Annotated in this window: 13 protein-coding genes; 7 read left to right on the plus strand and 6 right to left on the minus strand. The window is 40.8% G+C overall.

Features of this window, described 5'->3' with window-relative positions; translation table 11 throughout:
- The 3 genes from VE944_RS05185 to VE944_RS05195 form a co-directional block, all read left to right on the plus strand.
- Positions 1 to 450, plus strand: a 450-nt coding sequence (locus tag VE944_RS05185) for a DUF6920 family protein (RefSeq protein ID WP_324973272.1), incomplete at its 5' end; no start/stop codon positions are given.
- A 439-nt stretch (positions 451 to 889) separates the two neighbouring features.
- Positions 890 to 3,091, plus strand: coding sequence for a PAS domain S-box protein (locus VE944_RS05190; protein WP_324973275.1), 2,202 nt, complete (start codon positions 890 to 892; stop codon positions 3,089 to 3,091).
- A 309-nt stretch (positions 3,092 to 3,400) separates the two neighbouring features.
- On the plus strand, positions 3,401 to 4,279 hold the full coding sequence (locus VE944_RS05195; protein WP_324973278.1) for a phosphodiester glycosidase family protein: 879 nt from the start codon (positions 3,401 to 3,403) through the stop codon (positions 4,277 to 4,279).
- A 124-nt stretch (positions 4,280 to 4,403) separates the two neighbouring features.
- Here VE944_RS05195 and VE944_RS05200 read toward each other — a convergent pair whose 3' ends face one another.
- The gene (locus VE944_RS05200; protein ID WP_324973281.1) at positions 4,404 to 4,835 is read right to left on the minus strand and encodes a hypothetical protein; all 432 of its coding nucleotides are present in this window, start codon (positions 4,833 to 4,835) and stop codon (positions 4,404 to 4,406) included.
- Positions 4,836 to 5,407: 572 nt separating this feature from the next.
- Between VE944_RS05200 and VE944_RS05205 the strand changes: the two genes are divergently transcribed.
- On the plus strand, positions 5,408 to 6,613 hold the full coding sequence (locus VE944_RS05205; RefSeq protein WP_324973283.1) for a histidine kinase: 1,206 nt from the start codon (positions 5,408 to 5,410) through the stop codon (positions 6,611 to 6,613).
- Between the two features lie 211 nt (positions 6,614 to 6,824).
- Here VE944_RS05205 and VE944_RS05210 read toward each other — a convergent pair whose 3' ends face one another.
- Positions 6,825 to 7,850: a PleD family two-component system response regulator gene (locus tag VE944_RS05210; protein WP_324973286.1), complete on the minus strand. Its 1,026-nt coding sequence runs from the start codon at positions 7,848 to 7,850 to the stop codon at positions 6,825 to 6,827.
- The gene (locus VE944_RS05215; protein ID WP_324973289.1) at positions 7,838 to 8,041 is read right to left on the minus strand and encodes a hypothetical protein; all 204 of its coding nucleotides are present in this window, start codon (positions 8,039 to 8,041) and stop codon (positions 7,838 to 7,840) included. The genes VE944_RS05210 and VE944_RS05215 overlap by 13 nt, the downstream gene beginning before the upstream one ends.
- Before the next feature lie 589 nt (positions 8,042 to 8,630).
- On the opposite strand from VE944_RS05215, the gene VE944_RS05220 reads away from it, so the two are divergent.
- Positions 8,631 to 8,891, plus strand: a complete 261-nt coding sequence (locus tag VE944_RS05220) for a CRR7 family NDH-1 assembly protein (RefSeq protein ID WP_324973291.1) — start codon at positions 8,631 to 8,633, stop codon at positions 8,889 to 8,891.
- A gap of 330 nt (positions 8,892 to 9,221) precedes the next feature.
- On the opposite strand, the gene VE944_RS05225 is transcribed toward VE944_RS05220, so the two are convergent.
- Entirely contained in the window at positions 9,222 to 9,791 is a 570-nt protein-coding gene (locus VE944_RS05225) for a DUF2854 domain-containing protein (RefSeq protein WP_324973294.1), read from the minus strand.
- Between the two features lie 308 nt (positions 9,792 to 10,099).
- On the opposite strand from VE944_RS05225, the gene VE944_RS05230 reads away from it, so the two are divergent.
- Positions 10,100 to 10,273, plus strand: a complete 174-nt coding sequence (locus VE944_RS05230) for a hypothetical protein (RefSeq protein WP_324973297.1) — start codon at positions 10,100 to 10,102, stop codon at positions 10,271 to 10,273.
- A gap of 129 nt (positions 10,274 to 10,402) precedes the next feature.
- Here VE944_RS05230 and VE944_RS05235 read toward each other — a convergent pair whose 3' ends face one another.
- Together VE944_RS05235 and ppk1 are read right to left on the minus strand one after the other, a co-directional pair.
- Positions 10,403 to 10,819, minus strand: coding sequence for a response regulator (locus VE944_RS05235; protein ID WP_324973300.1), 417 nt, complete (start codon positions 10,817 to 10,819; stop codon positions 10,403 to 10,405).
- Positions 10,820 to 11,009: 190 nt separating this feature from the next.
- Entirely contained in the window at positions 11,010 to 13,187 is a 2,178-nt protein-coding gene (ppk1, locus tag VE944_RS05240; protein WP_324973303.1) for a polyphosphate kinase 1, read from the minus strand.
- A 336-nt stretch (positions 13,188 to 13,523) separates the two neighbouring features.
- Here ppk1 and VE944_RS05245 point away from each other — a divergent pair, with 336 nt between their 5' ends.
- Positions 13,524 to 14,990, plus strand: coding sequence for a sensor histidine kinase (locus VE944_RS05245; protein ID WP_324973306.1), 1,467 nt, complete (start codon positions 13,524 to 13,526; stop codon positions 14,988 to 14,990).
- Positions 14,991 to 15,204 lie beyond the last annotated feature (214 nt).

The raw sequence follows: 15,204 nt of genomic DNA on the forward strand, positions 1-15,204 counted from the left end.
CAGATGGGGATTCAGACCCCACCTGATTCAAGTCCACCAAAAAGTGGTGGGGGTCTTAAACCCTTGGGCGTTGCCGCACGACTTGGGGATGGGGAGACAATTCCCCAAGTCTCCTTGTCTCCCCATCACCTTGTCCTCTTCAATAAAGCTATCGACAATAATACTATTCAAGCCAGCTTTCAGATTGATGGTGAACCCGTCATCCTGACTTTAGTAATTGATGCTAACGGCAAGGTTTTACAGGTTTGGTTGCCACGTTGGGGCGATGTCTACGACGGGCTACGCTTACGCACAGAAGATAAAACTTGGACTTATATTTCCTTTGGTGGTATATTCCAAGCTGAACGCACCTTTGAAGGCTTGACCATTCCCTCTCGCATAAGTGCAGGCTGGTGGTTTGGAACCGAGCGTTATGTTGAGTCTTTTGTTTCAGAGATAGAAGTCCTTTGATGAAACGCTTGATTCAAAACATTTTTAGCAGCATAAATATTCATTGAAAAATATATCGTTTGACTTTTGAATCCGTGACTTTTGACTTTTGCCTTGTGTTACTAGCTTGTCAGGAGAAGATATATTACCTGGTTTTGTTTTGGATTTAGGGATAATGTGAGGTTAATTAAAATTCCAAACATAGAGACATTGCATTACAACGTCTCTACAAACATTATGGATAGGCAACTTATCTGATCCCAACTGCATTGGCTATACTACTACTGCTAAACATGAATTTATATTAAAAATTAGCGGATTTATTTGTAACTACTATGTATAAATAATCATCCCAAAAATTTTAGATATTTACAACTTGAAGAGATTGCATTTTGTTACCCGTGCTGTCACAATTATTAAATTATTCTCAGTATTTGTTTTTAGTCTTTAATCTTAACAGATGGAGGGCATCTGCGGCAGAAAGGGCGATCGCATGATCAAAAAATGGTATCGAGTCCAAAGGCTAAAAGCAATATTCATCCTAGCATTGGCAGTTGTATTTACTAATGCTGTAGTCTCATATAGCAATACTGTTAAGCTGATTTCCAATCAAGAATCGGTGACATCCTCATACAAAGTGGTTACTGAACTTGAAAGTATTCAATCTAACTTCAAAGATACTGAAATTGCACAACGTAATTACTTAATTACAGCAGATGCAGATGATTTACAAACCTATGTTGCGGCTGATCAGAAAACTAATAGCAATATTCAAATTATTAGCAAGTTAACTGCTGATACCCATCAAAAGCGGCAGTGGATTTCTTTGCTGGAGCCGAAAATTAGCAACAGGCTCAACATCCTACAACAAGAGATTTCTCTCAGACAAAACCAGGGATTTGAAGCAGTTCGGCAGCAAATCTTATCTGACAGAGACAAGCAAAGCAGCAAAGAAATCCAACACCTTATTCACGACTCTTTAAAGGTGGAACAAAATTTATTACACCAGGGAATGCAGCAGTCGCAAGCAAGTTCCCAAAAGGCGATAGTTACATTTTTTATCGCTGCTGTTGTGGATTTAGTGCTGGTGATGCTGCTCTATGACTTGTTGTGGCGTTATATCAGGCAACTTCAGCAGACAGAACTGGCTTTACGCCAAAGCGAAAATCGTTTACGAGCCATGATAGATGCAGAACCAGAATGCATCCAGTTAATTGGCGGCGATGGCATCCTTTTAGAAATTAATGCAGAAGGACTGGCAATGATGGAAGTGGAAAGTGCCGATGTCTTAATTGGTAAACCTATTGATGCCGTAATTGTACCAGAGTATAGAGCAGCATTTGCCGACTTGCATAAAAGTGTCTGCCAAGGTAATAAGGGGACTTTGGAGTTTGAAATCGTGGGATTTAAAGGTACTCATCGCTACATGGAAACTCATGCCGTACCATTGCGAAACGAATCTGATGGCACATTCATCCATTTGGCATTGATGCGAGATATAACCCAGCAAAAACAGGCAGAACAGAAAATCCGTGAACAAGGGTTGCTGCTGGATGTATCAAGTGATGCGATTCTGGTGCGAAATATCCACAACCAAATCTTGTTTTGGAATCAAGGTGCTGAACGTCTATACGGCTGGAAGACTGCGGAAGTTGTGGGTAATAATGTTTTGCAACTTTTGTATAAAGACATTTCACCACAGTTAGAAGATGCTTACTTGAGGGTGATGAATACGGGTGAGTGGCGGGGTGAGTTGCATCAACTGACAAGGGAAGGTAAAGTAATTATCGTTGAAAGTCGGTGGATACTGATTCGGGATGATAATGGACAACCCAAATCTATTTTGAGTGTGAACACCGAGATTACGCAGCAGAAACAACTGGAAGCTCAACTTGTACGATCGCAACGTTTGGAGAGTATCGGTACTCTAGCTGGGGGTATCGTCCATGACCTGAACAATATACTATCCCCAATTTTAATGTCAGTTCAACTATTGCAGAAGAAATTGCCCGATTCCCAGAGTCAGCAAATACTGCAAACTTTAGAAAATAATGTTAAACGCGGCGCTAATTTGCTCAAGCAAGTATTATCTTTTGCACGGGGCATCGAAGGCAAACACACAATAGTCCAAATTCAGCCTTTGATGGCAGAAATTGAGCAAATTATTACTCAAACATTCCCCAAATCTATTATCTGCCAAACAGATATCCCTAAAAATCTGTGGTATGTGCGTGGAGACGCAACTCAACTACATCAGGTGCTGATAAATTTAGTAGTCAACGCCCGCGATGCTATGCCCAATGGCGGTATATTGAGAATTGCGGCAGAAAATCTGGTGATTGGTGAACATTCTGCCCAGATAAATATTGATGCTAAAGTGGGTTCTTATATTGCGATCGTGGTAACGGATACTGGTATGGGGATGTCCTCGGAAGTCCAGCAACGGATTTTTGAACCATTTTTTACTACCAAAGAAGTAGGCAAAGGTACAGGTTTAGGACTTTCCACGACTCTGGGTATCATTAAAAATCACGGTGGTTTTGTCAATGTTTACAGTCAGGTAGGCAGAGGTACTCAATTTACAGTGTACTTGCCTGCCTCAACATTCAGAGACACACATTTGCTCTCTCCAGAACTGGAATCAATTGCAGGAAATGGGTAATTGATTTTGCTGGTGAAAGTATTACAGACAAAAAAATCCTATCAACCAAAACTTTCTGCTCATGTTGGAAATTGGTTAATAGAAATAAAATATTTATAAGAGTGAAAAGTCTTTAAAATGCTTATACAGCAAGGTGTGCGACAGTTTTAATCGAGTAGGGCTGTTGAGAGCATTTTTACTATCAGTTAAAAATTAGCGATCGCTTTAACGAAAATCGAACCACAGAGGCACAGAGAACACGGAGGAATAAGAGTTTGCGAAGTATTATTGCCTAAGTCCTGTTTGAGCTAACTGCAAGTGAGTTTAAATGTGAGAAAAATCAAACTACTGGCTTTGATATTAATTAGTTTGGCAATGGTGTTGTGGTTGAATTTGCGTTTTTCAACACCGTCAATACCAACTTTTGCATCTTCACCACCAAAAACTATCCGCTACTTCGAGCGCACTTTACCTCAAAGCATCGCTCACGTTCTGTTGATTCCAGCTAATAGCAAATTTTTGGTAACTCCTGCATTATCACAGAAGGTAGCCACTGTAGAGGAATTTGCCCAAAAGCATCGAGCCGTAGCTATTTTGAACGCAGGCTTTTTTGACCCAGCTAACCAAAAATCTACATCTTATGTCATCCTACAAAAGAAGTTGGTTGCTGACCCTAAGGAAAACGAGCGATTGGTGAACAATCCCAACTTAAAACCTTACCTGGGTAAAATATTTAATCGCGCAGAATTCCGCCGCTACTTATGTGGGCAAACTAACCGCTATTCCATTGCTCTACACAGTCAGTCACCGCCAGCAGGTTGTCAGTTAGTCGATGCTATAGGCGCAGGCCCAAGACTATTACCAGAAGTCACTTTAGTACAAGAGGGCTTTGTAGATAATACCAATAAACGAGATGCACTTGGCAGCAACCAACCCAACGCCAGAACTGCTGTGGGTATTACCCGTGATGGCAGCGTTGTTTTAGTGATGGTGGCTCAAAAACCCTCAGCTCCCGCTAATTCTGGGATATCTTTGCCAGCATTAGCTGATTTTATGAAAACTCTTGGTGCTGATCAAGCGATGAATCTTGATGGGGGGAGTTCGTCTTCGCTTTATTACAATGGCAAAACTTTTTACGGGAAGGTTGATTTGGAAGGAAATCCTATAAAGCGTCCCGTGAAATCAGTTTTGCTGGTTCAGGAAAACTAGTACTGTGTCAAGCCAACTTTAGCTTTTAAATTCTCTGCGATTTAAAGAGTTCTGGAAATATTCAGTTGACATAGCCGATAACTGATTGTTAACTCACCAAAGCACAGTGTAGCTAGCAAAAGCTCTAATCTTCTTCCAGATGCACTAGTTGTAATGCGATGCCTACGCCAAGCAACTGAAGTGATAAACTAGGATTAAAGGCCCCTTTAGCCTCACTCAAGGAGGGGAATGGATAAAGTTCGCTAACTTCGACTGACAATCGATTCTGGAAATTCTTCATCTGACGATGGTAAGGTGAATAAGGCAATAGGTGAAAAATGCCACTATTAAGCAATTTCAGGAACTTAGCGTAAGTCTGTGGTTCTTGGATACCGGGGTGATAATAGGCAAAGCAGTCAAGTGTCGTGGCAGTTTCTTTAGTATCTCTAGATTGATTTTCTGGGGAAAGTGCTACTTGTGCTATAGTCAAGAGTTTCTTGGCAGCCTCGAAAGGAGTGAGTGCTTTCTCTAAAAGTGCGTAGTTTAGCGCCGTAGGCATCGCCTCTATGTTATCCAAAGTTTTCTCTTTGGCAATCCATCCCCTGTTCTTCTGGTATGAAGTAGGGGTTATTGTAGGAAGGGTGGACAGAAGGTGCGCTTCGCAAGTTATAGAGACAGTACATACTTAGCTGTGACTGTTTTCCCAATCATTACTAAAATTGGGTAGAGGCAAAAAAAACACTTCATCGGATGCAGTGACGGTTGAGAAAGCCCTCTACAAACTTGGTCTGAACAGTTAACAACTTCCTGATAGATTAGATACAATTAGCGTCTGCGTTTTTAAGTGATTACTTGTTCAAAAAAAGTACTCGAATTGACACAGTGTTAAACTTTTCACCTGCTAGCTCTGGCGAAAATTTTTGCTTTAGGGCAAATTAAGACTTATATTCAAGGGACTTGGGTGTTTCTTGGAGATAAATTTAACCAAAACCGGGCAAAAGGGTGAAAAAGATATGTCTGATGTCAAAAACGCAGAACTGATAGGAGTATTAAGAATCTAAAATAGATATTAAATTGAAGAAAAAACAACGACCATCGACAACCGTCAGTCTATTTTACTTTCTGTAAAGCGTCGCCGGGTTGTTACCAGTGCTGAAACACGATTACATGCAAGTTTCCCAGGATCAGCCTATTTATTCTGAGGCTCCACTCCAGCTGCTACTGTTTGCCGATGGACGACCCAAGTCCCGACAACAAGTGCAGCGAATCCGTGCTTACTTAAAAGAATTGCAGGCTGAGTATAGTTTTGAAGTTGAAACTATTGATATTGGACAACAACCTTACTTAGCAGAACACTTTAAATTGATAGCAACGCCAGCTTTAATTAAAATCCATCCCGAACCACGACAGGTTCTGGCTGGGAGTAATATCATAGCGCAATTAAAAAACTGGTGGCCTCGCTGGCAAGCTCCTGTAGACGCCTACTTAAAAGTGCAGGAAGACTTACAAGAACGTATAGACGACAATGCTAGGGCGACATTACCCAAATCCACTATCCGTTCAGTTGCTGTTTCTGCGGAACTAATTCGACTCTCAGACGAAATTTTTCGCTTGAAACAGGAAAAAGATAACCTCCAAGACCAGCTACAGTTTAAAGACCGGGTGATTGCTATGCTAGCGCACGATCTCCGCAATCCCCTAACTGCTGCCGCGATCGCCATTGAAACTCTCCAATCTAATTACGATTTAGAGACGGGGCAATTCCAACGCCTCAAGCCATCAATGACGGCGCATTTATTAAAACAAGCCCGCAATCAAACTAAGGTTATTGACCGGATGATTGCTGACCTTTTAGAGGTTGGTCGTGGCAAAGATACAGAGTTTCCAATTATACCACAAAAAGTACAGATGGGTAAAGTGTGCTTAGATGTACTAGAAGAATTGTGCGATCGCTACAGCGCCAAATCCCAAGAGGTAGAAACAGATATTCCTAGTGACTTGCCTTATGTATATGCTGACCCAGAACGCATCCGGCAAGTGCTAGTGAATCTGTTAGATAATGCCATCAAATATACCCCAGAAGGTGGCAAGATTAGCATTGCCGGATTGCATCGCACTACCCAAAAAGTTCAGTTTAGTATCGGCGATAGCGGGCCTGGTATTCCTGTAGAGAATCGCGATCGCATCTTTGAAAATCACTTCCGCCTGCAACGGGATGAAGGTACAGAAGGTTACGGGATTGGCCTTTGTTTATGCCAACGCATCATCCTGGCACATTATGGTCAAATTTGGGTAGATTCTGCTCCCAATAACGGAGCATGGTTCCACTTCACACTACCAGTTTATCCTTCTTAGAAATTGGTCAGCCCCTTCTCTGCGTTCCCTGCGGGACGCTGACGCGTAGCTTGCTTCCCCGGAGGGGTGCAGCGTGTCGCAGACAGACGCTACGCAATAGGGAAGTCAAAAATCACGCATTCAAAAGTCAAAAATTTACCAAGCCCATAAATTTACTTGCTCTGTACTTTTTATTTCTGGTCATTTACAAATGACTAATGACAAATGACAATTAAAAACTTGAGACAAAGCGATCGCGCCCCCCAGCCTTTGCTTGGTAAAGTGCTTTATCTGCCTGCACAATCAAATCTGAAGGTGAGGATTCCCAAGTGGGCACAACAGTAGCCACGCCCATACTTAGCGTGACATGCTGACTCACCGCAGACCCATCGTGAACAATTTGCAAATCTTTGATTCCCTCTTGTATCGCTGCCGCAACGTGAAGTGCGCCAGATGCAGGCGTATATGGCATAATCACAGCAAATTCTTCACCACCATAACGCGCTACTAAATCCTGATGTTTTTGCGCCTTGAGGCTTAATAAAGCACCCACCTTTTGCAAACACACATCTCCAGCCGGGTGGCCATATTTATCGTTATAAAATTTAAAATAGTCGATATCACACAAAATCATTGACAGGGGAGATTCTTCTTGTGCCAGATTAATCCACTGAGTATTAAGATAATCGTCAAAACGGCGACGATTTGCCAACTCAGTTAAGCCATCTACATTGGCGAGGTGGTGCAAAGCTTCGTTTGCTGCCTCTAACTGTTTGTAGACTTGTGCTTGCTGTAGAAGACGACGCAATCGCTGGCGCAATACAGGCCAGTGGATTGGCTTAGTGACATAATCAGTCGCCCCTGCTTCAAAAGCACGGTCTACGGATTCTTCATCATCCAAGCATGTGATCATCAATATGGGAGTGCGCTCCCATATCTTGGATATCACCGTATTATTAAGAACAGAGTCAGTATCAAAAGTTGCAAGGGCTGAGATTAAATTATTCCTGGCAATTTGGAGCAAGTGCTTACAGCAAGTAAAACCATCCATCACAGGCATTACAGCATCTAGCAAAACTATATCCGGTTTGATAATCTCGTAAGCATCTAAACATTGCTTACCATCATTGGCCTCGACCACTCGATAACCTTCTTGTTCCATAGCTTTACGTAACAATACTCGGATGGTCTTGTCATCATCAGCTACTAGAATCAGTGGTGGTTGCTTAGAAACAGAAAATGGAGTTATGCCTGACATGAGTTGCCTTCCACTTGCAGAAATATCGTGAAAAAGGCTGTGCAACTCAATCGTGTGGGGGCGATCGCTCTTTTTATCAATGGCACGATTTGCGGCAAGGGTGTGTCTGGTTTCGCAATCAAGTGTTTTTTGACAACAATAGACTGCTCAAGGTTACTGAGCCAAGCAAGCGGTAGATAACTAAGTTGCATAGACAATCTATAATTAGAACACGAAGGCAATTCTTACCTTTTTGTTCGCCTATGGTTAGGAGAGGAAATGTTACTTTTATATTTCCCCATTGTTAAAGTTAAATTGCGATTTTTAAAAAAATTGCAAATCCATACCTTATTTATTTAATTGTGTAGTTGGTTTAGAAACCTAAAGATACAGCGCAAAGCAAAAATCACAGTGCGCTCAAAAGATAGTTAACACTAAATATTAATATCGCCTGACTCAAATTTATTTAGTCTATTCGGCAACCGCTAGAGATGTCTAGTATAATTACATAGAATATAAATTTTCCTTAAACCAAGCTTTTTTGTAGATTAGTATTGGGTTACTAAAATAATTAAAAATTATTATTTTATTTCGATATATTTTTAGCTAAATAAAAATTTATAGTTATTTATTCTAAAATAAATATACCAGATTAATAAATAATACTCTATAAAATTTATATATGCTAAATTAAGACTTATTCAATAGATTCATCTTACAATTAATTCAGAATTAGCATATAAAATTGCCATTTATATTTCACCAAAATCAAAACCTATTCCCATTCACTAAATATTCAAAATGCCAGACTCATTAATGTATCAGCAAGATCACTTTGTTGTTCTAGAGATAAATCAACCAGAACAATTTATGACACAATCAGAGTTATTAGAAAAGCTCAAAACAACTCTCCAACAACTTGTAATTCAAGATTTGCCGCCTGACTTACAAAAATTTGATACTGCGGAAGGTCAAGCACAATATTTACTTGACACCACCTGCGAATTAGATATTGCTCCTGGGCAATATTTGCAGTGGTATGCAGTTCGTTTAGAAAAGTAACTTTTTCGTTAGTGATTAAGAAGTAGCATAACTGACAATAGATTTGTAGGTTGGGTTGAACTTAAGTGTTATTCAACAAAGTCCTGAGAATGTTAGGTTTTGTTCCTCAACCCAACCTACATTGGAGTTATTTTTTAGGCTTAACCTAGGCAGTATTGGAAGCAGGATGAGAGAAGAATTACTCAAAAATACCCTCTTATCTGCCCTGCTCACCCTGCTTATTGAACCGTATTGGCACCTAACTTCTCTGATAATTTGGGAGTTGCGCGTTTGATTCAGGATTGGTACATAAAAGAATCGAATTTGGGTAACGAGAATTTTTGTTCTTGACTATTGACTAGTGACTAGTGACTGTTTTTGAGTATTGATCAGTGCTAGCTCAATTTTGTTTTCAGATGGCTGCCTTATTTGAACCTCCAATCCAGGGCCAAAATAGTTAGTCATTTTTTCCTGCTTTTGTTGCCAGCTATCAATTGGTATTAGTGGGGAATCAAATTCTAAAACTAGGACATAGCTGCCATTAACTTCTGTTTCTCGCAAGCCTGTTACTGTTGGTCGTTCCTGGTCTGAAGGACTCAAACCCAGAAAAGAAAGTGTTGTATCTAGATGAGCATCTTGACCGTAAGAATATCGGGTGATGTCTTTGCGAATTTTATTTTGGGTGTCAGTTGCTTGCTGTTCCCGCAATATCAATGCTGACGGTGACGTAGTTTGAGTAAAGGGCACAGGCTTGAGTTCATTAGCTTTCAGCGCCAATCCTCCCAATAATAGAGGAATTCCGTAAAAAAATCCGACAAGATTTAATGTGGCATTATTAACACCATAGGCGACGAAACCCATGATGGTTAATATGCCGCCGATAGTTAAACCGAGTGTTCCCAAAGAGATTTTGCGTAGCATGAGCTTAAATTAATATAAATTCTGAATACCTCAGTTTTATTATCATCGACTATAAATAACTAATTAGGGAAGAACATCCTTCCTAGACAGTAATATTCAACCAACTCCAAATTCGTAGGTTAAGACTGACACGGTAAGAAGTCAAGGGGTTTTGCCTTGTTTGCATAAGAATTTGCGTAGACGCAAGAACACGGATTTTCAAGGCACAAAGTTCGTGTAGTAGACTAGTAAGGGCGTATTATTGCCCCAGAATGTTGGATTTTGAGTTAACTTTAAATTTAAAGGTAGTTAAAGATAGGAAAAAAATAATGGATATACAGACTATAAAAGAACGAATTGCTGTAGTTCAAAGCAAACGCGAGTACCTGTTAGGTCTACTGGAGCAACCAAATTTGGGAACTTTGAGAGTTGACGTAAATCAGGCTTTGGAAGAACTGGATGAATTAATTGATGAATTTAGACGCACCATTCCGGTAGAGTAGAAATTATCAAAAATTGCGTCGGTTTAACCGTAAACTTCAGGTTATACCGACGCTTCTTAGTATTATCATGTCCTCAAATTCCCAGAATTCAACTAAGTGTGAGTTAGCGAAGCAATATAGCTATATAATTTATCCTGCAACTGAACCATCTCCTGTACGCTGACCTAACTGCCTAACTAGTGCAATAAGTTCGCTTGTAGGTACGTCTTTCTTACAAACGTTATCAAAGCTAGACATTGCCTTTGTCCCCTGAAAATTTACGTCTTCTACTGAGGAGTAAGCAAGGATCTGGGTGTTTGGAGATATAGCTTTAATGTGACTAGACGCACTCCAGCCATCCATGACTGGCATCTGTAAATCTAGAACAATTACATCAGGATGGCAACGTTTAACCATTTCTATAGCTTCTTCACCATTAGTGGCTAAACCTACTACTTCAATATTTTCCTGACAAGAAAAAACTAATTGTAAGGTTAAACGAGTCAGTTCGTGGTCATCAACTACTAGAACACGCAAGGTAGAAAGCTCACAGGATAACATTAACATTAAGGGGAAAGACGAAATTATTTCAGAACAGCCTCTCTACTTTATGAGAACAAATGCCAGTACTGACTCTATCCTACGGTTGAATAACTTGTGTTAAACCATGACAAATAACTTAGATAACTTCTCAGAAAAATCAAGTTTTCTAAAAAAACTAAGTTGAGCTAGTTGTCAAGGTAGAAGTAACTTATTTTTAATCAATCAGGTTTGAGGGTACACCAGTTGAGCGTAATGCCATATTAATGAGAATTTTTTGTGAATTAGCTTCTGGAGAATCATCATAAGGACGCCGTTGAACGTAAGTACCATCGGCTTGTAATTCCCAAGCTTGACGATTATCTGCGAGCATAATTCCCATAATTTCTTGCAAATCTTTAGCAATATCTGGGTCTTTGACTGGGGTAATTACTTCTACTCGGCGATCTAAATTGCGGCGCATCCAGTCGGCGCTGCCGATATAGATTTCCTCCTGTGTATTGTTATGAAAATAATAAATCCGAGAGTGTTCTAAAAAGCGACCCACAATGCTGATTATGCGAATATTTTCACTAATGTCTTTGAGTCCTGGACGCAAACAGCAAACGCCCCTGATAATTAAGTCTATTTGCACCCCCGCGCGGGAAGCTTCATATAAAGTGGCTATAATTTGCGGATCGACTAGGGAATTCATTTTGGCAACAATGCGTCCAGAAAATCCATTTTGAACATTTTCCATTTCGCGGTGAATTAGTGCCAAAAAGCGATCGCGCATATTCACAGGCGCAACCAGCAACTCTCTATAAGACTTTTGCAGGGAGTAGCCTGTCAAGAAATTAAATAAATCTGTGATGTCAGCACCTAATTCTTCACGGCAACTGAACAATCCCAAATCTGTATATAGTCGTGCCGTTTTGGGGTTATAGTTACCAGTGCCAATATGCACATATCGGCGTATCCGGTCTTTTTCCCGCCGTACCACCATGACGGTTTTACTGTGGGTTTTCAGTCCCACTAAACCATAGACAACATGAACCCCGACTCTTTCTAGTCGTTTTGCCCAGTAAATATTATTCTCCTCATCAAATCGTGCTTTTAATTCCACCAGTACGGATATCTGTTTACCATTTTCGGCGGCGGCAATTAAGGCGTTGACGATGGGCGAGTCGCCAGAAGTCCGGTAAAGGGTCATTTTGATGGCTAAAACATTCGGATCGTAGGCAGCATGGGTAATAAAGCGCACTACTGTAGCCGAAAAGGATTGATAGGGATGGTGTACAAGCAAATCCTTTTCCCGAATTACAGCAAAAAAGTCTTTTCCTTCGTCTGTCTCTAGAATCTCTGGGTCTAAACTCGGTTCTCTCAACCTTTGCAAACGTAATGGTACAACAGATTGGCGTGGTGGATCTTTGAGTTCCGGCAATGGCAAGGACATAAAATACATTAAATCCCGCAGTCCCAAAAGACCGTCTACTTCGTAGAGATCGCTTTCTGTTAATTCCAAATCATGCAATAATCGCGATCGCACTATTTCAGGAGTCTGGGATTGAAGTTCTAACCGGACTGGACTTCCACCCAAGCGCCGTTTTCGCAATTCCTGTTCGATGGCAAACAACAAATCATCTGCTTCATCTTCTTCTAAGATCAAATCGGCATCACGAGTAATGCGGAACGGATGATATTCTTGAATGTTCATCCCTGGAAATAGAGATTCCAAGTTATGAGCGATCGCTTGTTCTAAAGGTACACCAGTCCAGTGGGCAAGTTTATCGTTATTCTGTCCCAACTCCGGCGGTATCGGTAAAAATCGGGGGAGAACACTGGGGACTTTAACTCTGGCAAAGAATTCTTCTTCGGTGTCTGGGTTTTTGACCACAACAGCCAGATTCAGACTGAGATTAGAAATAAAAGGAAAGGGATGACTAGGATCAACAGCTAGAGGAGTCAGAACTGGAAAGACTTGTTCTTCAAAATAACTGTTGAGATGAGTCCGTTGTTTTTGATTCAAATCTATGTAATCCAGAATATGGATACCGTGATTTGCTAATAGGGGACGAAGTACTTGCTCAAAATGGTGATGCTCTTTCTTTACCTGGGGAGTGAGGGTAGACCTAATATCGTCTAACTGTTGTTGTGGTGTCCGCCCATCGGAAGTTAACAAGCTGACTTTCGCCTCTACTTGTTGCTTTAAACCAGCAACGCGTACCATGAAAAATTCATCTAAATTAGAGTTGAAAATTGCTAAAAACTTTAGGCGTTCTAGAAGGGGCGTGCGATCGTCACAGGCTTCATGTAATACCCTGCCATTAAATTCTAGCCAGCTTAACTCTCGGTTAAGATAATATTGTGGATCGTTTAGATTGATGGGATTGGCGCTTTTTTTGGATTTTGCCATAATGACTTAAAGGCAGGCAGATATAGCCCATTTAACTGGGGGATACTAAACATAGTAAGTTAAATGGTGCTTGAGCGTAACGCTGAGACAACAGTTAGCAATAGCTAAGTTTTACAGCAGCTTTTAATCATCTGAAATACAGGTTTAAGTTTGGTCTATCGTCTAACGCACTTAAGCTTAAGTTGGCATATTTGTCAGTGAATAGGCGTAGCGAACTACCGAAACCTAAAGTTCTACCGGAGTAACTATAGGCTATTGATGCAGCCGCACCCGGTAATCTGATCAGTATAAATACTTAAAATAGGTATATATCAGTCAAAAAATCGATTGAAAAATATGTTTCAAGCTACTCGTCGCCGTCTCGCCCTTTGGTATACTACTGTAACTGCTGTATTACTACTACTGTTTGCCAGTGGCGTTTATTTATACGTCCGCAGTACACTGATTGAGCGCATTGACGATACCCTTAATCATGTAGTGGAAATAGTGGAGCGTTGTCTTACAGCCAGCCCCTGTGCATCTAAGCTCATATTTGAACCAATTAATGCTGATGCAGATAAATTTCGCATTAATAATCTAGAAGCCAGTTTTCGTGACAATACCGACACCGTAGAAGATGACCACATCGACCTAGAATGGTTTAGTCCGACTGGTGAATTACTTTGGTCAACGCTATCCGAACCCCTAAATATTCCTATTCATGCCAACCGCACTGGTGAAACTGTGCGCGTAGTTAAGGGCGAGGAAGAAAAAGGCAAAGATGATAAACTCCTCACTCCTAACTCCCCACTGTTATTACGACAAGTTACCCAACGGGTGGAAGTGGGGCGGCAAGTATTAGGATATCTGCGTGTTAGTCATCCCTGGTTTGAAGTCACTAAACCCAGTCGCCAGTTAATTTTTGATTTGGCGCTAGGTATTGGGTTAATGGTGCTTTCTGTGGGCGCAAGTGGTTGGTTTCTTTCGGGTAAAGCGATGGAACCTGTAGGTGAGTCTTACCAACGCCTCAAACAATTTACTGCTGATGCTTCTCATGAACTTAGAAGTCCCATTACTTTGATTCAAACAAATGTGCAAGTCGCCCTTGCTGACTTGGATTTAGCAGAGGCAGAAACGACTAATTCTTTGCAGTATCGGCAACAATTAAAGGTGGTGGAACGGTTAACGCAGCGTTTGGGTAAATTAGTGAATGACTTACTGTTCTTAGCACGACAGGATAGTGGTATTAGCAAAGATATTTTTTCACCTTGTCCGCTAGATGCCTTGCTGATGGAAGTGGTTGAAGAACAACAATTGTTAGTCCCTGAAAAAAAAATCGCTCTTTCTTTAGACTTAGTTGATCCTCCCGTCTCCGAAACTAGCCCGGAATTACTAGAAAATTGGTTTACCCTTGTGGGCAATTGGGATCAACTGGTGCGGCTGTTCACAAATTTGATTGCTAACGCTTTGCATTACACTCCAGCAGGTGGGCGGGTGAAAGTGGAATTAGCGCGAATAGAAGGAATAAATCGCGTTTCTGGACTACGTTATACCAGCGCCCAGTTGCAAGTTAAAGTGAGTGATACCGGTGTTGGAATTCCAGCAGAAGCACTACCACGCTTGTTTGACCGGTTTTATCGGGTAGATCCGGCACGGACTCATACAACTGGGAATACAGCTACAGCCAGTGCAACTGGTTCAGGATTGGGATTAGCGATCGCTCAAGCTATTGTCGAACATCACCAGGGTCATATTCAAGTTGAAAGCACTCAAAATATTGGCACTACCTTCACTGTCACTTTACCAATAACTCTTGAGTCTTAATTCTGCAAAAAAATTTGTTATTTAATAGATTAAGTTTGTCAAACTTCAGAAGGAGATATTATGCCTGATTGTCTCTTATTTTTGAACCTCTAGTTAGAGATAAAAAATCAACTGAGTTGTTAACTTTTAGATATATTCGGCATAGATTAGCCGCTAATTAAATTTGCTGTTTGAGAAACTTTTCTTTTAAAAAAAGGCAAATTGAATTGTATCA

The organism is Nostoc sp., assembly GCF_035638895.1.
Classification (GTDB): Bacteria; Cyanobacteriota; Cyanobacteriia; order Cyanobacteriales; family Nostocaceae; genus Nostoc.